This is a genomic window from Flavobacterium sp. ST-158 (assembly GCF_058309975.1).
The window spans coordinates 288,282-312,322 of record NZ_JBZEEN010000005.1 but is presented as its reverse complement, the minus strand read 5'-3'; the positions used below and the strand labels follow the sequence as shown (position 1 = coordinate 312,322).

Genomic DNA, 24,041 nt, shown 5'->3' with positions numbered 1-24,041 from the left:
ACTCGCAAGAAAAATTTAAAGTTTTTTTTCGATTTATTTCTCGAAGCTTAACTCCATCTTCCTTGTCAGTATTTCAAATAACTTGCGCTATTGCGGGGTCCAAATGTAAAACATTTTTTAATCAACTTCCAAACTTTATTTTTAAAAATTTCTTCTTAAAATCTCTTTCGCTTTTCAGTATGTTTCTTAGAACGTTTTCGCTGTTGCGGGTGCAAAAGTACCACCTTTATTCAATTACACAATAGCTTTTACAAACTATTTTTTAAACTATTTTTTAATAGCCTGATAACAAAGCCTTTGTTTTTTAAAGATTCTTTAGTTTTGTAAGAATTTGGAGTTTTTAAACACAAAGAACACTAAGAAGCCGCAAAGATCACAAACATCATTTACTACACAGAAACAACTTCCACCACATAAGACACAAAGAAAAAATCAAGACAACAAAGACTCTATACTATATATAATAGTACTAATTCCAACTTTAAACCAACTCCCTAGCCCTGATAGCAGCGGAAATCCTTGTTTTCTGGCGTTCAGAAAACAAGATTGTAGCGAATAGCAGGAAATAGCTCCATAAAAAAAACTCGCACTATATTATAATAGTACGAGCTTTATAGATTAAAGGTAGGAAATAATTATTGCTTCTTAGATAATCTGGTATCCCAATATTCATTTAATTTATCTACATCAACTGGGTGTGCAGCAGGTTGATTTTGAAGTCTACCCATTTCAAAAGCTTCTTTAAGGATATTCTCTATTAAATAATCCTCATTAGATTCGAAAGGCTGATATTGTGATTTTAAATTAATATCAAACATACTCGCTGCTGTATTAGACCAAAACGCTTTCCAACCACTCTTTAGTGTTTTTATCAAATCGTAAGTAGTAGATCCTGTTTGTCGATGAATGAGCTTTACTAAAATGCGTCCTTGCGAACGAGATAATTTTTTTAATCTGGCTTCAAATTCATTTGTCAAATAATCTTCAACTATTTTAAAATACTTTTTCTTTTCTCTTTCTGAAGAAAGACGCGCCATTCCTTTATTTAGATTAGTCAATCTGTCAGCAGCCAACTTAGCATAAGGATAAGTCCTAAGAACACGACTTTGTAAAATAAGGTATTGTTTACGACCTTCTTCATCCATTTTTTCTTTGGAAACAATAATTTCAGGTAGTTTTATAGTGTCATTTAAAATACTATCTTTTTCTGTAAAGGTGTATCCCATAGCATTGGGATCATTTGGCACAACTTGACTAAAGCTAGCTAATGTTATAAAGAAAAAGAATATTAAAAAATATACAGGCTTCATAGAGTTAACAATTTGTTGTAAAATTATACATTATATATAGAACTGTAATACCAAATTTATAAATTAGCAAAAAAATATTTTTATGAGTACACAATCGATATTAAACAATGATTCAATGGCTTTTTTAGAAAGCTATCTTAATAATGCTTCACCAACAGGTTACGAAAGTAGCGGGCAAAAAATTTGGATGGAGTATCTAAAACCTTATGTTGATACTTTTATTACCGATACTTACGGAACAGCTGTAGGTATCATTAATCCAGACGCTCCTTTTAAAGTAGTGATTGAAGGACATGCAGATGAAATTTCTTGGTATGTAAACTACATTACTGAAGACGGTTTGATTTATGTAATTAGAAACGGTGGTTCTGACCATCAAATTGCGCCATCAAAACGAGTAAACATTCATACTAAAAACGGAATTATAAAAGGCGTTTTTGGATGGCCGGCTATTCATACCAGAAATAGAGATAAAGAAGAAAACCCAAAAATCAGCAATATCTTTATTGATTTAGGGTGTGAAACCAAAGAAGAAGTTGAAAAACTTGGTGTTCATGTAGGTTGTGTGATTACTTATCCTGATGAATTTGTAGTTTTAAACGAAAACAAGTTTGTTTGCCGTGCTATCGACAACCGTATGGGAGGTTTTATGATTGCCGAAGTTGCTAGACTTTTGCACGAAAATAAAGTAAAATTACCTTTTGGATTATACATTACCAATGCCGTTCAGGAAGAAGTAGGTTTACGTGGTGCCGAAATGATCACTCAAACTATCAAACCAAACGTAGCTATCATCACTGATGTTTGTCACGACTCTACTACTCCAATGATTGATAAGAAAATTGAAGGAGAAACAAAAATTGGAAAAGGACCTGTTGTTACTTATGCTCCAGCGGTACAAAACAATTTGAGAGATTTGATTATTACTACTGCCGAAGAAAAAGAAATTCCTTTTCAGCGTTTGGCTTCATCTCGTGTTACAGGAACAGATACCGATGCTTTTGCTTATAGTAATGGCGGAGTGGCTTCGGCATTGATTTCACTTCCTTTGCGTTATATGCATACTACCGTTGAGATGGTTCATAAAGAAGATGTGGAAAATGTAATTCGATTAATTTATGAATCCTTACTTAAAATAGAAAACAACGAAACTTTTAGTTATTTTAAATAAAAATAATGTTTAAGCGTTAATTCGGTTATTTGACTTATCGATTAAATGAATAACCGAATTAACAAATAAACGCTACCTATGAAAATTCTATTACTAGAAGATGATTTTACTTTATCAAAAGAGATTTTGACGTTTTTTTCTACTAAAGAATTAGATTGTACTCCTTTTTATGACGGTGCTCTTCTTCTACAGAAATACAAACCAAAACAATATGATTTAATTATCCTAGACATTAATGTTCCTGGAATTAATGGTTTTGAAGTATGTAAATCTATTAGAGAAATAGATAAAAAAACACCTATTATTATGCTGACTGCTTTTAGTGAAATTGAAGACAAATTGATTTCATTTGAAAATGGTGCTGATGACTATTTGGTAAAACCATTCCACTTTGAAGAATTATATGCTAGAGTTCATTCTCTTCTTCGAAGAAAAGAAATCCCACAACAAACCAAAGAAAAAATTACAATAGCCGATTTAGAAATAATAGAATCAGAAATGAAGGTATTTCGTTCTGGTGAAGAAATAAAGTTAACACCTAAAGAATTCAAACTCATTTTAATACTGGCTAATGCCAATGGTACAGTTATTTCTAAACAAGATATCGCCGATAAACTTTGGGATTACCACATAGAAACCAATCAAAATACAATTGAGGTTTATATCAATTTTTTGAGAAAAAAAATAGACAAAGAACATGCTATCAAACTAATTCACACTAAAATTGGTTATGGTTATTATCTAAGTATAGAAGAATGAAATTACAAACCCGAATATCGCTTATAGTAAGTACTTTATTTACCATTTTGTTTGGCCTTGCCTCAACAGTGATATTTGTTTTATACTCCAATTTCCGAAAAGAAGAATTTAGAGACCGTCTAGAAGTCAAAGCTTTATCGAATATAAAGCTACTTGTTAACGTAAAAGAGGTTGATAATCAGCTTTTAAAAATGATTGACCAAAATACGATTAACCAACTTTATGACGAGAAGACATTAATATTTGACTCTAATTTCAATCTCATTTATAGCAGTATAGATGATGCAAAAATCAATTGGTCTATTGAAGATTTAAAATACCTTAAAAAGAATAAAACCTTTTTCAAGCAACAAGGCGACTATGAAGTGTACGGTGTTTTTTATGACACCAATTACAAAGATTTTTATGCTTTAATTTCAGCAACAGACAATTATGGGAAAAGAAAACTACTTTACTTACGTTACATTTTAATTATTTCCTATGTATTTTTCACCGTTTTATGTTGGATTCTTACTTCGTTTACAGTTAGAAAATTAATGAATCCTTTGGGTTTGTTTCACCAAAAAATTAAAAACATTAATGAGAATAATCTAGAAACACGTATAGAAGTAAACAGTGAACCCAATGAAATTGATTTAATAGCTAATGAATTTAATTTCATGATGGACCGCATTCAGCTTTCCTATCAAAAACAAAAGGAATTTACCGCTCATGCTTCTCACGAACTTAGAACGCCACTTTCCAGAATTACAGCTCAAATTGAAAATACAGTTGCGAATAAAGAAACAAATAGTGAAAGTAAAAACTTTTTAAATCGCATTTTAACCGATGTAAATCAATTGACCGAACTGATACATTCATTATTAATTCTGTCAAAATTAGACAACAAAAACCTTAAAAAAAATGAATTCCATCGAATGGATGAAATTATTTTTTCTTCAATTGAAAAACTAAATCAAGCATTTCCTGAAGCTGTAATTCAATTTGATATTGAAGAAAGTGAAACTATCGATTCGGCTTTAGAGATAAAAGGGAATAAAAGTCTTCTCGAAATAGCCATTGGCAATGTTTTAAAAAATGCCTGTATCTATTCTGAAAATCAACAAGCTAATGTAATTATTAGTGCCAAAAAAAATGTTTTAATTATTTCGGTTTCAAATACAGGAAATACATTAGATATTGAAGAACAGAAAAATCTATTTGAGCCTTTTTCTCGTGGAAAAAATGCCAAAGGAACTAATGGTTTTGGTCTTGGTTTACGCATAGTGCAACGCATTTTAATAGTTCATAATGCTGAAATTAAATATAGCGTTCCTACTGAGAACACTAATGAATTCCTACTCATTTTTCATTTTTAAGCTCTTTTTAAGGTCATTCTTAAGGCTTCTTAAAGTTTAGGGATAGCATATTTGTATCAAATAAAATGATACAATGAAAAAACTATTTACCCTATTGCTCTTAGGTTTGCTTCATCAAGTAACTGTAGCACAAAAAACCGTTACATTAGAAGAATGTGAAAGCCAATTTTTAAAAAAGAATCTTTTTTTATTGGCCTCACACTACAATATTGATGCTTCTAAAGCACTTACCATTCAAGCTAGAATATGGGAAAACCCAACCATCTCTGCCGACTTGAATGCTTATAATCCGGATAGAAATCAATTCTTTGATCTTGGTAGAGCTGGACAAAAAGTTTTTAGCATTGAACAACTGGTTTATTTAGGTGGTAAAAAACGTAACGAAATTAAGTTTGCTCAAGCCAATGAAGTCTTATCTCAATTGGAATTTGATAATCTCTTGCGAAACTTGAAATTAGAATTAAGACAAAGTTTTTTCAGCGTTTATTATAATTCAAAAAAAATAGAGACTACAGATAAGCAATTGGTTCATATTGAAAACTTAATAGAATCTTACACTTCTCAAACGGAGAAAGGAAATATTCCTCTAAAAGATTTAGTTCGTCTTCAAACTTTGTTTTTAAATTTTAAAAATGAACGTCTAGAAATTATTCAAAATACCATTGAAGAGCAAGCCAATCTTAAATTATTACTAAATGAAGAGCAAACTATTATCCCAATAGTTAATGCAACAGATTTTAGTAAATATACTCAAGAGCTACTTTATGATCTTCCAACTCTTGAAAAAGAAGCCATTAAAAATCGTCCTGATTATTTAGTACAGCAAAAAAACATTGAAGCCAGTGAAATTAATGTAAAATGGCAAAAATCGTTATCTGTTCCAGACATTACTCTTGGTGTCAACTACGATCAACGAAGTGGCGCATTTAATAACGAAGCCAACCTTTCCATTGGAATTCCTTTGCCACTTTGGAACAAAAACAAAGGAAATATCCAACATGCTAAAATGCTATTGAATCAATCTAAGGTTGAAAAACAAAACTTTGAATTGCAACTACACTCTGAAATTGAATCGACATGGAATAAATGGACCGAAGCAAAAAAGAATTACCTCCTTCTAAAACCAGCAACCAATTCTAATTTTGAAGCCGTTTATGAAGGTATGCTAATGAATTTTCAGAAAAGAAACATCAGCCTTTTAGAATTTACTGATTTCATGGAAAGTTACAACCAAGCAACAATTCAGCTTAATGAACTAAAGAAAAAAGTAGTGCTCTCATCTGAAGAATTAAATAGTAGTGTCAATAAAGATTTATTTTAAAAAACAAAAAATGATGAAACATAAATTAATTATAGGAATTGCAGTTCTAGGACTCGCTACAATCAGTTGTAAAAAAGAAACTGAAAATTCAGAAATCAATACTTCATTTGTTTTGAGTGATGCCATGCTAAAAACAACCACAACTGCTTTAGCTGAAAAATTACCTTTAAAAAACGAATTGAACTTTTACGGAAAAATTACTGCCGATAATAATAAAGCTATTGATGTCTATCCTCTTGTTGGTGGAAATGTAGTTCAGGTAAATGTAGAATTAGGTGATTATGTCAAAAAAGGACAAGTTTTGGCTATTATAAAAAGTACAGATGTTGCTGATATTGAAAAAGAATTAATTGATGCCAATAGCGAATTATTGGTAGCCAAGAACAAACTTAAAGTTGCCCAAGAGCTTTTTGAAGGCAAACTAAATTCTGAAAGTGATGTATTAGAATCAAAAAGTGAAGTGAGCAAAGCCCAATCGCAGTTGAGTAAAATTCAAGAAATGTACAAAATTTACAACATTAAAAAAGGCTCTTTGTACCAAGTTACAGCACCAATTAGTGGTTTTATCATCCAAAAAAGTATTAATCAAGACATGCTTTTGCGAAGTGATCGCTCTGAAAACATTTTTGATATTGCCGAAATCAGTGAAGTTTGGGCCATGGCAAACATTAATGAAATTGATATTAACAAGGTAAAACTAGGCATTGATGCCGAAGTTACCACCTTAGGCAATCCAGAAAAAGTTTTTAAAGGAAAAGTAGATAAAATTTTTAACATCATTGATCCCGAAACAAAAGCTATGAAAGCCCGAGTAAAATTGCAAAACACCTCTTTTTTACTCAAACCAGATATGACAGCTTCTATAAAATTATTCTTTAATGATGATGTAACCATGATAGCAGTACCAAGCGCGGCAATCATTTTTGATAAAAGCAAAAATTTTGTCATGCTCTTTAAAGATCGTCATAATATTGAAACTAGAGCAATTGAAGTCTTTAGACAAGTAGGCAACATTAGCTATATATCTAGTGGTTTAGACGAAAATGATAAGGTTATTACCAATAATCAACTCTTCATTTATAGTGCTCTAAACGATTAATGAAAAACTAAAAAAAAATGAACAAATTCATAAAAAACATTATTGCTTTTTCTTTAAAGAATAAAGCTTTCACCTTTTTTTGGGTAGCTATATTAGCAGTTTCAGGATTTATATCGTTCAAAAACATGCCTATTGAGGCTTTCCCAGACGTTACTAATACCCAAATTATCATTATCAACCAATGGAACGGAAGAAGTGCTGAAGAAGTAGAACGATTTGTAACTTCTCCTATTGAAATTGCAATGAACTCAGTTCAGAAAAAAACTAGTGTTCGTAGCGTTACCATGTTTGGGTTATCGGTTATTAAAATTATTTTTGATGATGGAGTCGATGATACTTTTGCTAGACTTCAAGTCAATAATTTACTCAAAAACGTTTCCCTTCCTGAAGGTGTAGAAGCCGATGTGCAACCGCCTTATGGACCTACTGGAGAAATTTTTAGATACGTTCTAACCAGTAAATCAAGAGATTCAAAAGATTTACTAACTATTCAAAATTGGGTAGTGGATAAACAATTGCGCTCGGTACCAGGAATTGCCGATTTAAATGCCTTTGGAGGTCAAGAAAAAACCTATGAAGTAAGTGTTGATCCTTTAAAACTAGCTAAATATAACATTAGTCCGTTACAATTGTATGATGCAGTAAGTGCAGGAAATATTAATATTGGTGGCGATATTATCGAAAAAAATAATCAGGCTTTTGTCGTTCGCGGTGTCGGTTTGGCAAAATCTATTACTGATATTGAAAATATCATTGTTGATAATGCGGGAGGAAATCCCATATTAGTTAAAAATTTAGCTATAGTCCATGAAAGTGCTATGCCTCGTGTAGGTCAAACTGGACTGAATGACCAAGATGATATGATTGAAGGTATTGTAGTCATGCGAAAAGGTGAAAATGCCAAAGAAGTTCTAGGATTACTTAAAGCAAAAATTGATGAATTAAACAATGGTATTTTGCCTAAAGATGTGAAAATAGAACCTTTTTATGATCGCGATGTCTTAATGAACTTTACAACTGAAACGGTAATGCACAATCTATTTGAAGGAATTGTGCTGGTTACTTGTATTGTTTTCTTATTCATGGCCGATTGGCGAACTACATTTATTGTTTCTATAGTTATTCCATTGGCTTTACTTTTTGCTTTTCTATGCTTGAAATTAATGGGAATGAGTGCTAATTTATTAAGTCTTGGAGCTGTTGATTTCGGAATTATTATTGACGGCGCCGTTGTTATGGTTGAAGGATTATTTGTTGTACTCGACCATAAAGCTAAAAAAATAGGAATGGAAGCCTATAACAAAATTGCTAAAGGAAGTTTAATTAAAAAAACAGGAACTGAAATGGGTAAAGCCATTTTCTTTTCCAAATTAATTATCATAACAGCATTATTACCTATTTTTTCTTTCCAAAAAGTAGAAGGAAAAATGTTCTCTCCCCTAGCCTTCACCTTAGGTTTTGCCTTAATTGGAGCTTTAATTTTCACCCTAACTTTAGTTCCTGTTTTATCTCATTTACTTTTAAACAAAAATGTTAGAGAAAAACACAATCCATTTGTTAATTTTTGGGATCGAATAGTCGAAAAAGGGTTTGAATTCAGTTTCAAACATAAAGTAAAAACATTAATAGGAACAGTCCTTATAATGGGAATCACTTTCTTTTCGGCTGGCTTTTTAGGAACCGAATTTTTACCTGCATTAAACGAAGGAGCTTTATGGGTTACTGCCGAAACGCCTATTAGTTCCTCCTTGCCCGAAAGTGTAAAAACAGCAAAAGAAATTCGAAAAGACTTATTAAGTTTTGACGAAGTAGAAAATGTTTTATCGCAAACCGGAAGAAGTAATGATGGTACCGATCCAAATGGATTTGGTTTTATCCAATTCCAAGTAGACTTAAAACCTAAAAAAGAGTGGAAACAAGACATTACTACTGATGAATTAGTGGAACAAATGGATCAATTATTAAAAAGTAAACATCAAGGAATTACCTATAATTATTCGCAACCTATTATTGACAACGTAGCCGAAGCCGTAGCTGGATTTAAAGCTTCAAATGCCGTAAAAATTTATGGAGATGATTTAGAAAAGCTAAACGAATTAGCGATTCAAGTTGTTGAAAAAATCAAAGATGTTCCCGGAATCAAAGATTCAGGAATTCTCAAAAACATTGGACAACCCGAAATAAGTGTGATTCTTGACCGAGAAAAAATGGCCGCTTATGGGGTAACTTTAAATGATGCTCAAGCTGTTTTAGAACTAGCTTTTGGAGGAAAAACAGCAACACAAAAATATGAGGGTGAGCGAAAATTTGACGTTCGAGTTCGTTACGAACCAGAATATCGCAAAGACGAGAAAGACATTGGAAATTTAATGGTACCTACAATAGACGGAACAAAAATTCCTTTGAAAGAAATTTCAAATGTCGAAAAAGTAACAGGGCCGTACTTAATTTATCGTGATAAAACCAAACGATTTATAGGAATCAAATTCTCTGTTAGAGATCGAGATTTAGGAAGCACCATTGCCGAAGCTCAAGCTAAAGTCAATGAATTAAAGTTACCCGATGGATATTCTACAGGATGGACAGGAGAATTTGAAAATCAAGTTCGTGCTAGCGCACGATTAGGACAAGTAGTTCCTATTAGTTTAATTGGAATCTTTATTCTACTCTTTATCATGTTTGGAAATCTAAAAGATTCTTTACTCGTATTGACCAATGTTCCATTTGCCATCATTGGAGGAATAATTGCATTACACCTTACAGGAATGAATTTTGGAATCTCAGCAGGTGTTGGTTTTATTGCCTTACTGGGAATTTGTATTCAAAATGGTGTGATTCTTATAAGCGAATTTCATCATAATTTAAAGGCTAAATTATCATTAGAAAAAGCCATTTTTATGGGAGTAAAAGCTCGAACCCGAGCCGTAATCATGACCGCTTTAATGGCATCCATTGGTTTATTGCCAGCAGCCATTTCCTCAGGAATTGGTTCCGAATCACAAAAACCATTAGCTATTGTAATTATTGGCGGTTTAATGACCGCAACAGTATTAACGCTACTTGTTTTTCCTATTATATTTTGGATTTTCAATAGAAAAAAACATGAAAGTATCGATTAATTTTATTTGAAGCTATTCCTGCTATCCGCTATATCTCTTGTTTTTGCTAACGCAAAACGAGAGGATTTCTCCCGACGCTTCGGGACTATCAGGGCTTAAAAACCGTATCGTTCAAAAAAACGACACGGTTTTTTTTATTACTTTCACAATCTAAATTTGTACTATGAAGTCCATCTATCTAATGCTCCTTATTTTTACAATCAGTTTGTTATGGTCTATAATCAATCCTAAGGAAGCTTTTACTTGTTTTCTGGAAATAATTCCCGCTATCATTGGTATTTTGATTTTAGCATTTACTTTCAAAAAATTTCGCTTTAGCAATTTTACTTATTTTTTAATACTCCTTCATTGTATTATCCTGTTTATTGGCGGACATTACACTTATGCCGAAGTTCCTTTATTTGATACCATTCGAGATGTATTTCACCAAAGCAGAAATAATTATGACAAAGTGGGACATTTTGCACAAGGTTTTGTTCCAGCTATGATTACACGAGAATTATTTATTCGGAAAAAAGTAATTAGCAATAAAAACTTTTTCAATTTTATTATTGTTTGCATTTGCCTAGCTATTAGTGCCACTTACGAATGGATTGAATGGGGAGTTTCATTAGCAACTGCCGAAGAAGGCGATTCGTTTTTAGGAACTCAAGGAGATATTTGGGACACCCAATCGGATATGTTGTTTGCCACAATTGGAGCAATCACTGCTTTGATTTTATTTTCTAAATTTCAAGACAAACAACTCCAAGAATAGATAAAAACAAAAAAGTCCGTCTCGTTTAAAACGATACGGACTTGATTTTTAAATCTTTCCTGAATTATTTTTTACTTGCTAAATAAGCAACAACGTTCTTTTCGATTCTTTCGTTGATGTTTGAAATATCTGCCTTTACAAATTTTTCTCCAATGATGTTTTCATATAATTCAATATATCTGTCTGAAACCGTTTCAATATAAGCATCCGTCATTTCAGGAATTTGTTGGCCTTCTTGTCCTTGGAAACCATTTTCAATTAACCAACGACGCACAAATTCTTTTGACAATTGTTTTTGCTCCTCTCCTTTTGCCTGTCTTTCTGCATAACCTTCTGCATAAAAATAACGAGAAGAATCTGGAGTATGAATTTCGTCAATTAAAACAATTACGCCATCCTTCGTTTTTCCAAATTCATATTTGGTATCCACCAAAATTAATCCGCGACTTGCAGCAATTTCAGTTCCTCTTTGGAACAACGCTCTGGTATATTTTTCTAATACTAAATAATCTTCTTCAGTAACAATTCCTTTTGTTAAAATGTCTTCTCTGGAAATATCAGCATCGTGTTCTCCATTATCTGCTTTTGTAGTTGGCGTGATAATTGGTTCAGGAAATTTGTCATTTTCTTTTAAACCTTCAGCCATTGGTACACCGCAAAGCGTTCTTTTTCCAGCTGCATATTCGCGTGAAGCATGACCAGATAAATACCCACGAATTACCATTTCTACTTTAAAAGGCTCGCATAAATGACCTACAGCAACACTTGGATCTGGAGTAGCAATTAACCAGTTTGGTACAATATCCTGAGTTAATTCCATAAATTTAGTAGCAATTTGGTTCAAGATTTGTCCTTTGTATGGAATTCCTTTTGGCAAAACCACATCAAAAGCCGAAAGCCTGTCGGTTGCCACCATAACCAATAATTCATCATTGATATTGTAAACCTCTCTAACCTTACCTCTATAAACTGATTTTTGTCCAGGAAAATTAAAATTAGTAGTCGTAATTGTATTGCTCATTTAGATATGTATTGCGTTGATTTTATGTGAATGCAAATTTAGGATTATTTTAGAAAGAAAAACAAGGAAACTTCTCTCTCTTTTATTTAGATGCTAAAGTTTCATTTTTCAGAATATTTTGAGCCAAATAATTAGCTACTCCGTCTTCATAATTTTTGGAAATAACTTCTAAATGTCCCAATTTACTTTTCAAACTATCTGGTGCATTGCCCATCAATAAACCTTTAGCAGTTGCATTCAGCATTCCTTCATCATTATAACCATCGCCAAAAGAAATGGTCTGATGGAATTGATAGCCTTCTTTTTCTAAAATATGACCAATAGCTACACTTTTATCTACGGTTTTATTCATAAATTCCAAACAGTGCGGTAAACTAAAAGCATGACTAAAAGTATCGGGATGTTTTTCTAAAATTTTTTCTCTTAATTCCAATAATTTTCCGTGACTTTCGTGTTTAAAAAAGATTTTAATCGCATTAAAATCTGTCATTTCCTTATAATTAACTAATTCCGGAACATAACTCAGTTCAGCTTGAAATTCCATCAACTTACTGTCATGTTTATTCGTTTGCCAAACATTTTCTTTAAAAAGCACTGTGGTAAATTCATCAGGAATATCCATTTGCATTACTGATTTTACCGCTTCACTATCCATATTAGAAGTAAAAATCAATTCTCTGTTTGGGGCATGAATTCGAGCACCATTTGAAGTAACCAAATAAACAGGAAAATCTAAAGCTGACACAATAGACATCGCATCTAAATGATGACGACCAGTAGCAACAATGATTAAATAATTTTGTTGGTATAATTCTCTGAAAATTTGTTTGGTATATTCTGAAATGCGGTGGTCACTGTTAAGTAATGTCCCATCTAAATCACTAACAATTACTTTTATATTTTCTTTTATCATATATCATTCGTCTAATTCCTTGCAAAAATACCTAAAACACAACGAATACTTGATAAATAGTGATCAAAATAACAGCAAATTAACGTATTTATTAAGTTTTAGCAACAGTATTATTACCCAAAAACCGAATACCTTATAATTCTACCAAAGATTTGATATCCTAAAAAATTACGCAGCATACTAAGAGCATTAGCATCAAAACCAATGGTATTGCGTTTGAATTTCTTGGGTGGATTCTCGGCAATTTTTAAAACCTTTTCAATAATTGATTGCTTTAAATCAACATTTTTCTTAGTTTTTCCTTCAACAATACTGCTTATTTTACGCATTAATTCATTGTAACATTTCAACGGAGTAGCATCGCATTTGCTTACATTTTTTTGGAAATTAGAAGGTGTATTTCCAAATTGCACCGTAGAAACACTGATATTAAAATTCATCAACTCGTACGCCATACATTCTGAAAAGCTCTCCACAGCATGTTTGGTAGAATGATAAAAGCTACCTAATGGTAAATTGACTAAGCCTGCAATAGAGGAAATATTAATAAAATGTCCCCTTTTTTGCATTCTAAAAACGGGCGTAAAAGCACGGCAAACCTTAACTACACCTAACCAATTCACATCTACAATATTATTGATTTCTTCGTCTTCAGAGAATTCTACAAAACTCCTATACCCTATTCCGGCGTTATTAATTACCACATCTATGGTTTTAAAATCTTCTAGAATTTGTTGTTTCGCTTTAGCTATACTTTCTGTTGAAGTTACGTCGAGCAAATAGCATTTAATATTTTTTAGTTCTTTTAATTCTTTTCCTTGTTCTAAACAGAGCATTGTAGCAATTACATTCCAATTATTTTTTGCAAAATGCAACGCTAATTCTTTTCCTATTCCTCCTGATGCTCCTGTTATGATTACGTTTTTCAATATTTAGTGGTTTTTATTAAAAAGCTACGACCCCGATTGGGGTCGTAACAAGAATATTTTCGGTATTACTATTAATATTTAATCTTGATTTTCAGTGTATTTGTATGCGTCAATTACTTTTTTAACTAATCGGTGTCTTACAATGTCTTTATCATCCAGATAAATAATTCCAATTCCTTCAATGTCTTTCAATACTAATAACGCTTCTTTTAGTCCAGAAATTGTTCTACGTGGCAAATCGACTTGTCCTGGATCACCTGTAACCATGAACTTAGCATTTTTTCCCATACGCGTTAAAAACATTTTCATTTGCGAATGTGTTGTATTTTGGGCTTCATCCAAAATTACAAAAGCATTATCTAAAGTTCGACCACGCATGAAGGCTAATGGGGCAATTTGGATAATTCCTTTCGAAATATAATCTTCTAATTTTTCATTCGGAATCATATCACGCAAAGCATCATAAAGCGGTTGCATATATGGATCGAGCTTTTCTTTCATGTCTCCCGGAAGAAAACCTAAATTTTCGCCTGCTTCTACCGCTGGACGTGTTAAAATAATACGCTTGACTTGTTTTTCCTTCAAAGCTTTTACAGCCATTGCAACTCCAGTATAAGTTTTACCTGTACCCGCTGGTCCTACAGCAAAAACCATGTCGTTTTTATTAATAGTATCGACTAATAATTGTTGGTTAGGCGTCATTGCTTTTACAATTTTACCTCCTACTCCATGCACTAAAATTTTGTCATTTGGACTCATTTTTCTATCGTCCTGAACGTCTCCTAAAATAACGCGCTCAATCACATTATCATCAATATTGTTGTAACGTGTAAAATGAAGCATCAATCGCTGAAAACGCCTTTCGAACTCGTCCAATATGTCTTTTTCTCCAAATGCTTTTAAAGTTGTCCCTCTGGCAACTATTTTTAATTTTGGATAGTATTTTTTAATGGTTTCAAGATGAGAGTCTTGAGCGCCCCAAAACTCTTTTGGAGCGATGTCTATGAGCTCGATAATTCTTTCGTTCAAAGGATATAATTTTTTAGTATTACTAAATCATTTTAAAATCTTGTCCAAAATGGAAATTCACCTTGGTTTTATTTGGTTACTATTTATAATTTGTTTTTGCTTTTTTGCGTTTTTGAGATTACTATTATTAGCTTTGCATTTCTCAAATTTAATGAAAATTAATTTTAGATTTCATCAATAGTTATAAACAAAAATATGTCAATAATTACCCTTACTACCGATTACGGCTTGAAAGATCACTTTGTAGGTGCGCTAAAAGGGAAAATTTTATCCGAATATCCGGAAGCTCAAATTATTGATATTTCGCATGATATAGATCCATTTAATATCGTAGAAGCCAGCTACATAATCGGTGCATCCTATTCCAGTTTTCCCAAAGGAACCATACATCTTATTGGCGTAGATATGGAATTAAACAAAGAAAACCAGCATATTGTAATGCAATGGAATGATTCTTATTTTATTGCTGCCGATAATGGTATTTTAAGTATGCTTTCGCAAAAAATAGTTCCACAAAAGATTGTTGCCATCAATATTCACGACCGTTTGCCTAATGATGCTTCTGGTTTAGATGTATTTGTAACCGTAGCCTGTCATATTGCCAGAGGTGGATTACTTAATGTAATTGGTAGAGAAATCAGTGCGGTAAAAGAAGTCACCGAAATGAAAGCGGTGGTATCTAATGACGGTAACAACCTCAAAGGTTATGTTATCTATATCGACCATTTTGGAAATGTAATTACCAATATCACCAAAAAACAATTTCTTGAAGTAGCAAAAGGAAGGCCGTATGAAATTCATTTCAAAAATAAAAACATTAAAACTATTTTGCCAAATTATTCTGCAATAGCAATTTCAGAAAAATATCCGATTAAGAATTACGAGGGTGAAAAACTCGCTATTTTTAATGAAGCTGGTTACCTGGAAATTGCCATTTTTAGAAGCAATCCGTCCAAAATTGGTTCAGCAAGTAGTTTATTAGGACTCAATTATCGAGACGCAGTTACTATAGAATTCAAAAACTAAAATTTTCAAATAAACCAATTAACAAATACCCGAATCAATACATGAAAGCCCTATTATTAAGAGAAATAAAATCCTTTTTTGGTTCCCCCATAGGTTATTTAGTTATCGCCATTTTTCTAATTATCAACGGTTTGTTCCTTTGGGTTTTTGAAGGCGATTACAACATCCTAAATTCAGGATTTGCTGATATGACTCCCTTTTTCAGCTTATCGCCTTGGATTTTATTGTTCTTAATTCCTGCAGTTACCATGCGTAGTTTTTCTGACGAAAGAAAACAAGGAACACTTGAATTGTTACTTACTAAACCATTGTCAATTTGGCAAATAGCTAACGGAAAATTTCTAGGGGCTATGTTATTAATTTTAATTGCAATTATCCCTACATTTATTTATGTCCAAGTGATTTCTAATTTAGGAATGCCAGAAGGAAACATTGATATGGGAAGTACAATTGGTTCATATTTTGGACTTTTTTTCTTGATAGGTGCTTATTCTGCTATCGGAATTTTTACGTCTACCCAATCCGATAATCAAATAGTAGCTTTTATTATTGCAGTCTTTTTGTGTTTCTTTTTCTATTTTGGTTTTGAAGGATTCTCAACCTTAGTTCCATCCTTTTCATCATTTGTATCATCTTTAGGCATGCAAAATCATTTTAAAAGTATGAGCCGTGGTGTTATTGATACTCGTGATGTTATTTACTTTTTAAGTATTATTATCGCTTTTCTTTCTTTAACTGTTTACCAACTTAAATCTTTTAAATTGTAATGAAAACTGCTAAAAAAAGAAACCTTAAATCGGTATTGATTACAATTGCCATCCTGTTAATTATCAATGTAATTGGTAATTCCTTTTTTCATCGATTTGACTTAACTAAAGACCACAGATACACACTTTCTGAAACTTCATTAAGTATTATCAAACAGGTCCAGGAACCGCTTTCGATAAAAATATACATGGAGGGAGATTTACCTGCTGAATTCAAAAGATTACAACAAGAAACTAAAGAATTACTAGAAGAATTTCAAGCTTACAATTCTAATATTGTTTTCGAATTTGTAAATCCTTTGGAAAACGAAGACGAAAGCATGAACAATGTTAAAGCCTTATACATGAAAGGCTTGACTCCTGTAAACATTACTGTTGACGACAAGGGAAAACAATCTCAAGCTATGGTTTTTCCTTGGGCGATTGCTGTGTATCACAACAAAGAAGTCAATATTCCGCTGTTGAAAAACATCATGGGAGCTTCTACAACCGAAAAAGTAATTGGCTCGGTACAACATTTAGAATATTCTATTTCAGATGCCTTAAACAAAATCACTAAAGAAAAACAGAAAAAAATTGCTGTAATTAAAGGAAATGGCGAAATCAAAGATGTTTTTATAGCTAAGTTTTTATTACAAATAAGAGAAAGCTATCACATTGGCCCATTCACTTTGGATTCGGTTGCCAAAAGTCCTTTAGCCAGTTTAGAAGCTCTAGAAAAATACGATTTAGCCATTATTGCTAAACCAACAGAAGTTTTTACTGATGCCGAAAAACAGCTTTTAGACCAATACATCATTAACGGAGGAAAAACCATCTGGCTAATTGATCAAGTGGCGGTGGAAATGGATAGTTTATACAATGATTCAGGAGCAACATTGGCTTTTCCAAGAGATTTGAATCTAAATGATATGTTTTTTAAATACGGAATCCGAATCAATCCTGATATTGTAAAAGACGAACAAGGTAGCCCCATAAAACTGGCTACTGGCGAACAAGGAAGTGCTACCCAATACCAAGCTTTCAATTGGAAATTTGCACCTTTGGTTTACCCTGAAAGCAAACATCCTATTGTAAAGAATTTAGGTGGAATAAAATTTGATTTTGCAAATCCTATTGATACGTTAAAAAACGGAATCAAGAAAACGGTATTACTACAATCGTCTCAATATTCTAAAAAAGTGGGAACTCCTACTGAAATCAATTTGAATATTGTTGCTGAGGAAACCAGTCCAAATCATTATATCAATACAGGAAATATTCCGATGGCTGTTTTACTCGAAGGAAATTTTCATTCGGTGTTTCAAAACCGTGTGTTAGCTTTCGACCAAAAGAATTTTAAAGCTATTGGGGGAAAAAATAAAATGATTGTAATTTCGGATGGAGATATCATCAAAAACCAACTGGACAAAAATTACGAACCCGTTGAATTAGGATTCGATCAACGCTCCGGAAATTTATATGATAATAAAGATTTCCTGCTCAATTGCATTAATTATTTGTTGGACGACACTGGACTTATTAACATTCGATCTAAGGATTTAGACCTGCCTTTATTAGATAAAGAAAAAGTATATGAAAATTATACCCAGACGCAAGTCATAACTATCGGGCTTCCAATCCTAATTTTAGCTGTTTTTGGAGTTGTATTTGGCTATTTACGAAAATGCAAATACAGCAAATAGATGTTAATAAAAAATTTTCAATACTAGATTTGTTTACGATATATTTGTAAAAATGTATCATTTACAAATTCTAGAAAAAGATACCATATTCCAATAAAAAACAAATATAATCTTCATATGAAATTTATAGTATCGAGTTCGTACTTATTAAAGCAATTACAAGTTTTAGGAAGCGTTATTAATAGCAGCAATACTTTGCCTATTTTAGACAACTTCTTATTTGAATTAGACAATAACGAATTAACCGTTTCTTCTTCCGATTTAGAAACTACGATGTCAGCTACTTTGTCTATTGATTCCACTAGTCAAGGAAGTGTTGCTGTACCAGCTAAATTACTTTTGGAAATCTTAAAAACCTTTCCAGAACAACCCTTAACTTTTACAGTAGAAGAAAACAACACTATAGAAATCAGTTCTAATTCAGGAAAATATGCCTTAGCTTATGCTCCAGGAGAAGAATTCCCTAAAGCAATCAACTTAGATGAACCTTCAGTAACCTTAGTTCCTGCTGATGTATTAGCTACTGCTGTTAGTAAAACTATTTTTGCAGCTGGAAACGACGATTTACGTCCAGTGATGTCAGGAGTGTTTTTTCAATTTTCTCCACAAGGATTGACTTTTGTAGCAACCGATGCTCATAAATTAGTAAAATATGCTCGTACGGATGTAACTGCTTCTCAAGTGGCCGATTTTATTATGCCAAAGAAGCCGTTGACTATTTTAAAAAATATTCTGTCTACATCTGACGCCGAAGTAAAAATTGAGTACAACGATTCTAATGCTACTTTCTCTTTTGACAATTACGTATTAATGTGTCGTTTAATTGATGGAAAATATCCAAATTACGAAGCTGTAATTCCAAAAGAAAATCCTAACAAATTAATGATTGACCGTTCTCAATTTTTGAGCTCTGTACGTCGTGTGGCTATTTTCTCTAACAAGACAACGCACCAAATTCGCTTAAAAATTGCTGGTGCTGAATTAAATGTTTCAGCAGAAGATATTGATTATTCAAACAAAGCTGAAGAAAGATTGACTTGTGACTACCAAGGAGATGATATGCAAATAGGTTACAACTCTCGTTTCTTGACTGAGATGTTAACTAACCTACAATCGGACATGATTATGCTAGAAATGTCATTGCCAAACCGAGCTGGAATTTTAACTCCAGTAGACGGTTTAGAAGAAGGCGAAACAGTAACTATGTTAGTTATGCCGGTAATGCTAAATAGTTAAATAAAATTAAAAAAAACATAGGATTTATTTTTGATTTCGGAATTTAATACCTATTATTGCATACAATTACGTTATTAACCAACCATTTTTTATATTTAAAAAAACCGCGATTCCTCCTTGAAAAGCGGTTTTTTTGCTTTTTAGTAGCCACGAATTCACGAATCAACAATATTCCTTTAGATTCTGCAAATTCTTCAAATAGTCTTTGATAAACAAAAATTAAAAAATTAAAATTCTTTTAATTTCTCTAATTTGTGGACATTTAAAATCTAAGATTCTAAAAAAAATTCGTGAATTCGTGGCTAAAAAAAAAATCAAATGATCTCCATTTTCTTCATCAAAAATGTAGCGCTTTTATTTTGACAAATTCCATTTCGAAGTTTGTAATCAAAATGTAATTCATCATTCTGAATTTCTACTTCAAAACAATTATTACTTAAAATCTCAGGATATTGATTAGTAGTCAAACATACTTCGATATCATGTGTAGCAATTGCGCCAATGGCTTTTTTAGCAATTACTTTTTTAATCACTTCAATTGTTCCGTTTCGTTTATCATCCGAATTAGTACCTCTTAAAATTTCGTCTAGCAGGACAAAAGCAGGTTCTTTTTCTAAACCATCCATAATTTGCTTTAAGCGCTTGATTTCGACAAAGAAATACGATTCACTATCTGATAAAGAATCCGAAAGGCGCATAGAAACTAAAACGGGTAATGGATGTACGTTAGCCTCATTAGCACAAACTACCGAACCTGTTCCTGCTAAAACAATGTTAATTCCTAAACTTCGTAGAAAAGTACTTTTTCCCGACATATTGGAACCTGTTAAAATCATAAACGATTGAGGATAAAAAGCAACTTCATTCCCTATTCTAGTTTTAGGATTAAGCAAAGGATGACTTAGATTTGAAAAATCAATTTTGAAATCAGTATTTAATTTTGGGTACACAAATTCAGGATTATTATAGGAGAAATTGGCTAAACTGTTTAGTTTTTCAAATTCACCAATCACTTCCAACCAATCTTCCAGCACCGCAGCATGTTCTTTTTTCCAATTTAATATTGCTTTAAGCACATGTATATTGAATAAGAATATTCCATTGAATAAAACTGCTGTTATCAGATTTGCAATAGTATCATTTCTGGAAAATAATTCAGATAATTTTTTCAAATGAACACTAGCGTTTTCCGTTTTGAATTTTAATCGTTGTTGTAAATCGATTAGCTTTTTTGAGGCAAAATGTGTTTTTTCTATTTTATCCAATAACAATCCATATTGTCCAATTACTTTATCAATATTATCAGAATTGGCTATTTCTAATTGAATTCGTTTAAAAAAACGACCTAAAACAATCAAATTTAAAACAAACAAATACGACAAAATGCTCAGAAAAACCAGATTAGAAGTGATTAAATAGCTTATGAAAACAGCTACAAAAAGTAATGGACTAGCAAATGAGAAAAACAACAACCAATGTGGCAAAGCTTCGCTATTAAAAGTGCTCCATTGCAATAATGATTTATAACTGGATTCGTTATCATTTGTTATTTTGGCGAAAGCCAAAAATTCCTGACGCCAATCTATTTTAGGAGTTAATTCGGCAATTGCTTCTTGATTGGCTATAATTTCTGCATTACTTGATTTATATAATAAAGCTGCAGCTAATTTTTTTTTACCTATAAAAGTAGCCGTTCTATTGAGATATTGGAACAAAGAATGGGAACCAAAAATATCCAAATCGTATGCATACGGATGATGAAAATCAATAAATTCTTCTCCACATGCAAAAGGAACAGATTTGTTTTCTAAAAAAGTAATCTCCTCATTATTAATAATTAACAATGATTGGTTAATTCTTTTCTTGAATAGTAACTTGGAATGAATTCGCATCAAAAAAACAAAAGCTGTAAAACACAAAACCGCCAACAACAACCATAAGACTTCTAATTTTTGGAAATAATAATACAAAGCAATTAAAAAAAGCAAAATACTCAACAATCGGAGTAGGCTAATACTATTGTATTTCTTGTTGATTTTACTTAACTCGTAGGTAAAAAAAAACGCTTTAGACTTGTAAATATTCATAATGTATCAAATGAGACACAAATATAAACCAGCCGTTTAAATAAGTAGGTAAATTTCTGCACGAATTATCGAATTGGAATCGCTAAAACAGGAATATCAAAATTTGCAGCACAATCCTTAGTCAAACTGTGGTGAAAAAGCTTTTCAAAAAAATTGCGTTTATAGGTTAACATCACCAAAACATCAATTTCTTTGAAGAGAATAAAATCCAAGATGCTTTCTTTGACCTCTTCACTTAAAACCACATGGAATTCAACTGCCTCGTTAGCAAAATCGGTTTCCCATTCTCTTACCGTTTCTTTAGAAACATCCGAAGCATCTGTTTTGATATACAAACACTTGATTTTCGCCTTCATTTTTTGGGCTATAGCCACAACTTCTTTCAAAGCTTTTTTATCTTTAGGTCGAAAACGAGTGGTAAAAGCAATATTTTTTATGGATTTAAATTTCACTGTTGAAGGAATACTAAAAACAGGAATACTTACATCCGAAATAACCGCTGTGGTATGCGTTCCTAACAAAACTTCCGACCAGCCAGTTGCGCCTTCCGTTCCCATAATGATGTAATCAATTTTATCTTCTTTAATAGACCTTTCAATGGTACTCAATAAATTCCCATCCATCAAACGGTGACTCATTTTGATATGATCCAACTGACGTTCTTGAGCAATAGCATGCAGTTTAGGTAATTCGTCTTTAAAAACTTCAAATTGAGTCAACTCTACCGATTCGTAAATCAGCATGTAGTTTTCCGGGAAATATTGACTATCAAAAACAGGCAAATCAAAAGCGTGTAACAACACCAACTCTCCGTCTATACAATTAGCAAATTCCAAAGCATAAACAAAAGCATTAGTGGCTGATTCAGAAAAATCGGTAGGAAATAAAATGCGTTTCATTTTAAAGGGTTTATTAAAATTAAACATCAGTTAATAGCTTAAAGATACAATTTTAACGCATTATTTCCCAGCAAATTATGCTTTTATATTAGAACGTTAAATAATACTTCATCAGATTTAGTACCTTTGCAACCAATTCAGAAAAAAATGCTAAACAACGATTCTATAGTAGCACTAGCCACAGCTTCTGGTGCTGGAGCCATAGCCATAATCCGTGTGTCGGGAGAAGATGCCATAAACATTACTAACACTGTTTTTAAATCTATTAAAAACAAGGATTTAACCAAGCAAAAAACACATACGCTACATTTAGGACATATTGTTGATGGTGCTAAAACCTTAGACCAAGTATTAGTTTCAGTTTTCAAGGGGCCTAACTCCTATACCGGCGAGAATACCGTTGAAATTTCCTGTCATGGCTCTACTTACATCCAACAGCAAGTTATTCAGCTATTGCTTAGAAAAGGCTGCAGAATGGCCGATGCCGGAGAATTTACATTACGTGCTTTTTTAAACGGAAAATTAGATTTGTCGCAAGCCGAAGCTGTAGCTGATTTGATTTCGTCAGACAATGAAGCGAGCCACCAAATTGCGATGCAGCAAATGCGTGGTGGTTTTTCGAATGAAATTGCAAAATTGAGAGAAGAATTACTGAATTTTGCTTCGCTAATAGAACTCGAATTGGATTTTGCCGAAGAAGACGTTGAATTTGCCGATAGAACTCAATTTCACGACTTATTAAACCGCATTGAATTTGTTTTAAAACGTCTAGTGGACTCTTTTGCCGTAGGTAATGTGATTAAAAACGGAATTCCTGTAGCCATCGTAGGCGAACCAAACGTTGGAAAATCAACACTTTTAAACGCTTTATTAAACGAAGAACGCGCCATAGTTTCAGATATTGCAGGAACTACCCGCGACACCATTGAAGACGAATTGGTCATTGGCGGAATTGGCTTCCGTTTTATTGATACGGCCGGAATTCGGGAAACCAAAGATGTGGTAGAAAGCATCGGAATCAAAAAAACCTTTGAAAAAATTGAGCAAGCACAAGTAGTTTTACTTTTAGTTGACAGTTCTCAGTTAACTGTTAATAGTTTAACAAACGTAAAATTTGAAATCGAAAAAATCAAAAATCAGTTTCCGTTAAAACCTCTAATAATTGTTTTAAACAAAATGGATCAACTTGGTCAAAACGAAATCATATCCATCAAAGAACAACTCAAAACTGATAACTCAATACTAATAACAATTTCGGCTAAAGAAAAAATAGGCATCGAAGAACTTAAAAATCAGTTATTATCTTTTGTTAATACCGGCGCATTGCGAAATAACGAAACAATAGTAACAAATACAAGACATTACGATTCTTTACTAAAAGCTTTAGATGAAATACAAAAAGTGAAATTTGGTTTGGAAACCGGCCTTTCCAGCGACCTGATGGCATTGGATATTAAAGAAGCTTTATACCAATTTGGAACCATAACTGGCCAGGTTACCAATGATGAATTACTAGGAAATATCTTTGCTAATTTCTGTATCGGAAAATAAATAA

General features: G+C 32.4%; 19 protein-coding genes. 12 read left to right on the top strand and 7 right to left on the bottom strand.

Annotated features, from left to right (window positions below; genetic code table 11):
* Nucleotides 1-635: 635 nt before the first annotated feature.
* The gene (locus AC4FRF_RS10155) at nucleotides 636-1,310 is read right to left on the bottom strand and encodes a DUF4294 domain-containing protein (protein ID WP_491159390.1); all 675 of its coding nucleotides are present in this window, start codon (nucleotides 1,308-1,310) and stop codon (nucleotides 636-638) included.
* Nucleotides 1,311-1,392: 82 nt separating this feature from the next.
* Between AC4FRF_RS10155 and AC4FRF_RS10150 the strand changes: the two genes are divergently transcribed.
* The 7 genes from AC4FRF_RS10150 (at nucleotide 1,393) to AC4FRF_RS10120 (ending at nucleotide 10,894) form a co-directional block, all read left to right on the top strand.
* Nucleotides 1,393-2,481: a M42 family metallopeptidase gene (locus AC4FRF_RS10150; protein WP_491159389.1), complete on the top strand. Its 1,089-nt coding sequence runs from the start codon at nucleotides 1,393-1,395 to the stop codon at nucleotides 2,479-2,481.
* Nucleotides 2,482-2,559: 78 nt separating this feature from the next.
* Entirely contained in the window at nucleotides 2,560-3,240 is a 681-nt protein-coding gene (locus tag AC4FRF_RS10145; RefSeq protein WP_491159388.1) for a response regulator transcription factor, read from the top strand.
* Nucleotides 3,237-4,598 (top strand): sensor histidine kinase, encoded by a 1,362-nt coding sequence (locus tag AC4FRF_RS10140; protein WP_491159387.1) that lies wholly within the window; start codon nucleotides 3,237-3,239, stop codon nucleotides 4,596-4,598. The genes AC4FRF_RS10145 and AC4FRF_RS10140 overlap by 4 nt, the downstream gene beginning before the upstream one ends.
* A gap of 73 nt (nucleotides 4,599-4,671) precedes the next feature.
* Nucleotides 4,672-5,919: a TolC family protein gene (locus AC4FRF_RS10135; protein ID WP_491159386.1), complete on the top strand. Its 1,248-nt coding sequence runs from the start codon at nucleotides 4,672-4,674 to the stop codon at nucleotides 5,917-5,919.
* Between the two features lie 13 nt (nucleotides 5,920-5,932).
* Nucleotides 5,933-7,018, top strand: coding sequence for an efflux RND transporter periplasmic adaptor subunit (locus tag AC4FRF_RS10130; protein WP_491159394.1), 1,086 nt, complete (start codon nucleotides 5,933-5,935; stop codon nucleotides 7,016-7,018).
* Nucleotides 7,019-7,035: 17 nt separating this feature from the next.
* Nucleotides 7,036-10,137 (top strand): efflux RND transporter permease subunit, encoded by a 3,102-nt coding sequence (locus tag AC4FRF_RS10125; RefSeq protein ID WP_491159385.1) that lies wholly within the window; start codon nucleotides 7,036-7,038, stop codon nucleotides 10,135-10,137.
* 163 nt (nucleotides 10,138-10,300) lie between these two features.
* Complete coding sequence (locus tag AC4FRF_RS10120; RefSeq protein ID WP_491159384.1) at nucleotides 10,301-10,894, top strand: DUF2238 domain-containing protein; 594 nt, start codon at nucleotides 10,301-10,303, stop codon at nucleotides 10,892-10,894.
* 64 nt (nucleotides 10,895-10,958) lie between these two features.
* Here the strand turns inward: AC4FRF_RS10120 and AC4FRF_RS10115 are convergent, their stop codons facing one another.
* The 4 genes from AC4FRF_RS10115 to AC4FRF_RS10100 form a co-directional block, all read right to left on the bottom strand.
* Nucleotides 10,959-11,915 (bottom strand): phosphoribosylaminoimidazolesuccinocarboxamide synthase, encoded by a 957-nt coding sequence (locus tag AC4FRF_RS10115; protein ID WP_491159383.1) that lies wholly within the window; start codon nucleotides 11,913-11,915, stop codon nucleotides 10,959-10,961.
* Nucleotides 11,916-11,997: 82 nt separating this feature from the next.
* Nucleotides 11,998-12,828, bottom strand: a complete 831-nt coding sequence (locus AC4FRF_RS10110) for a Cof-type HAD-IIB family hydrolase (RefSeq protein WP_491159382.1) — start codon at nucleotides 12,826-12,828, stop codon at nucleotides 11,998-12,000.
* 113 nt (nucleotides 12,829-12,941) lie between these two features.
* The gene (locus AC4FRF_RS10105; RefSeq protein WP_491159381.1) at nucleotides 12,942-13,757 is read right to left on the bottom strand and encodes an SDR family NAD(P)-dependent oxidoreductase; all 816 of its coding nucleotides are present in this window, start codon (nucleotides 13,755-13,757) and stop codon (nucleotides 12,942-12,944) included.
* Between the two features lie 78 nt (nucleotides 13,758-13,835).
* Nucleotides 13,836-14,786 carry a PhoH family protein gene (locus tag AC4FRF_RS10100; RefSeq protein ID WP_491159380.1) on the bottom strand — a complete coding sequence of 317 codons (951 nt, stop codon included), beginning with the start codon at nucleotides 14,784-14,786 and terminating at the stop codon, nucleotides 13,836-13,838.
* 195 nt (nucleotides 14,787-14,981) lie between these two features.
* Between AC4FRF_RS10100 and AC4FRF_RS10095 the strand changes: the two genes are divergently transcribed.
* The 4 genes from AC4FRF_RS10095 (at nucleotide 14,982) to dnaN (ending at nucleotide 19,500) form a co-directional block, all read left to right on the top strand.
* Nucleotides 14,982-15,812, top strand: coding sequence for an SAM hydrolase/SAM-dependent halogenase family protein (locus AC4FRF_RS10095; RefSeq protein WP_491159379.1), 831 nt, complete (start codon nucleotides 14,982-14,984; stop codon nucleotides 15,810-15,812).
* 41 nt (nucleotides 15,813-15,853) lie between these two features.
* Nucleotides 15,854-16,579, top strand: a complete 726-nt coding sequence (gldF, locus tag AC4FRF_RS10090) for a gliding motility-associated ABC transporter permease subunit GldF (protein ID WP_491159378.1) — start codon at nucleotides 15,854-15,856, stop codon at nucleotides 16,577-16,579.
* Nucleotides 16,579-18,264 carry a gliding motility-associated ABC transporter substrate-binding protein GldG gene (gene gldG / locus AC4FRF_RS10085; RefSeq protein WP_491159377.1) on the top strand — a complete coding sequence of 562 codons (1,686 nt, stop codon included), beginning with the start codon at nucleotides 16,579-16,581 and terminating at the stop codon, nucleotides 18,262-18,264. Before gldF ends, gldG begins: the two co-directional genes overlap by 1 nt.
* 117 nt (nucleotides 18,265-18,381) lie before the next feature.
* Nucleotides 18,382-19,500 (top strand): DNA polymerase III subunit beta, encoded by a 1,119-nt coding sequence (gene dnaN / locus AC4FRF_RS10080; RefSeq protein ID WP_491159376.1) that lies wholly within the window; start codon nucleotides 18,382-18,384, stop codon nucleotides 19,498-19,500.
* A gap of 314 nt (nucleotides 19,501-19,814) precedes the next feature.
* On the opposite strand, the gene AC4FRF_RS10075 is transcribed toward dnaN, so the two are convergent.
* Nucleotides 19,815-21,587, bottom strand: coding sequence for a MutS-related protein (locus tag AC4FRF_RS10075; protein WP_491159375.1), 1,773 nt, complete (start codon nucleotides 21,585-21,587; stop codon nucleotides 19,815-19,817).
* Between the two features lie 65 nt (nucleotides 21,588-21,652).
* Complete coding sequence (locus AC4FRF_RS10070) at nucleotides 21,653-22,486, bottom strand: universal stress protein (RefSeq protein WP_491159374.1); 834 nt, start codon at nucleotides 22,484-22,486, stop codon at nucleotides 21,653-21,655.
* A gap of 147 nt (nucleotides 22,487-22,633) precedes the next feature.
* Here AC4FRF_RS10070 and mnmE point away from each other — a divergent pair, with 147 nt between their 5' ends.
* Nucleotides 22,634-24,037 carry a tRNA uridine-5-carboxymethylaminomethyl(34) synthesis GTPase MnmE gene (mnmE, locus tag AC4FRF_RS10065; protein ID WP_491159373.1) on the top strand — a complete coding sequence of 468 codons (1,404 nt, stop codon included), beginning with the start codon at nucleotides 22,634-22,636 and terminating at the stop codon, nucleotides 24,035-24,037.
* Nucleotides 24,038-24,041: the final 4 nt, after the last annotated feature.

Coding starts and splice junctions, on each gene's coding strand:
- AC4FRF_RS10070 (WP_491159374.1), bottom strand. CDS start 22,486: ATGAAACGCATTTTATTTCCTACCGATTTTTCTGAATCAGCCACTAAT.
- AC4FRF_RS10095 (WP_491159379.1), top strand. CDS start 14,982: ATGTCAATAATTACCCTTACTACCGATTACGGCTTGAAAGATCACTTT.
- gldF (WP_491159378.1), top strand. CDS start 15,854: ATGAAAGCCCTATTATTAAGAGAAATAAAATCCTTTTTTGGTTCCCCC.
- AC4FRF_RS10135 (WP_491159386.1), top strand. CDS start 4,672: ATGAAAAAACTATTTACCCTATTGCTCTTAGGTTTGCTTCATCAAGTA.
- AC4FRF_RS10150 (WP_491159389.1), top strand. CDS start 1,393: ATGAGTACACAATCGATATTAAACAATGATTCAATGGCTTTTTTAGAA.
- AC4FRF_RS10145 (WP_491159388.1), top strand. CDS start 2,560: ATGAAAATTCTATTACTAGAAGATGATTTTACTTTATCAAAAGAGATT.
- AC4FRF_RS10155 (WP_491159390.1), bottom strand. CDS start 1,310: ATGAAGCCTGTATATTTTTTAATATTCTTTTTCTTTATAACATTAGCT.
- mnmE (WP_491159373.1), top strand. CDS start 22,634: ATGCTAAACAACGATTCTATAGTAGCACTAGCCACAGCTTCTGGTGCT.
- AC4FRF_RS10110 (WP_491159382.1), bottom strand. CDS start 12,828: ATGATAAAAGAAAATATAAAAGTAATTGTTAGTGATTTAGATGGGACA.
- AC4FRF_RS10075 (WP_491159375.1), bottom strand. CDS start 21,587: ATGAATATTTACAAGTCTAAAGCGTTTTTTTTTACCTACGAGTTAAGT.
- gldG (WP_491159377.1), top strand. CDS start 16,579: ATGAAAACTGCTAAAAAAAGAAACCTTAAATCGGTATTGATTACAATT.
- AC4FRF_RS10140 (WP_491159387.1), top strand. CDS start 3,237: ATGAAATTACAAACCCGAATATCGCTTATAGTAAGTACTTTATTTACC.
- AC4FRF_RS10125 (WP_491159385.1), top strand. CDS start 7,036: ATGAACAAATTCATAAAAAACATTATTGCTTTTTCTTTAAAGAATAAA.
- dnaN (WP_491159376.1), top strand. CDS start 18,382: ATGAAATTTATAGTATCGAGTTCGTACTTATTAAAGCAATTACAAGTT.
- AC4FRF_RS10120 (WP_491159384.1), top strand. CDS start 10,301: ATGAAGTCCATCTATCTAATGCTCCTTATTTTTACAATCAGTTTGTTA.
- AC4FRF_RS10130 (WP_491159394.1), top strand. CDS start 5,933: ATGAAACATAAATTAATTATAGGAATTGCAGTTCTAGGACTCGCTACA.
- AC4FRF_RS10115 (WP_491159383.1), bottom strand. CDS start 11,915: ATGAGCAATACAATTACGACTACTAATTTTAATTTTCCTGGACAAAAA.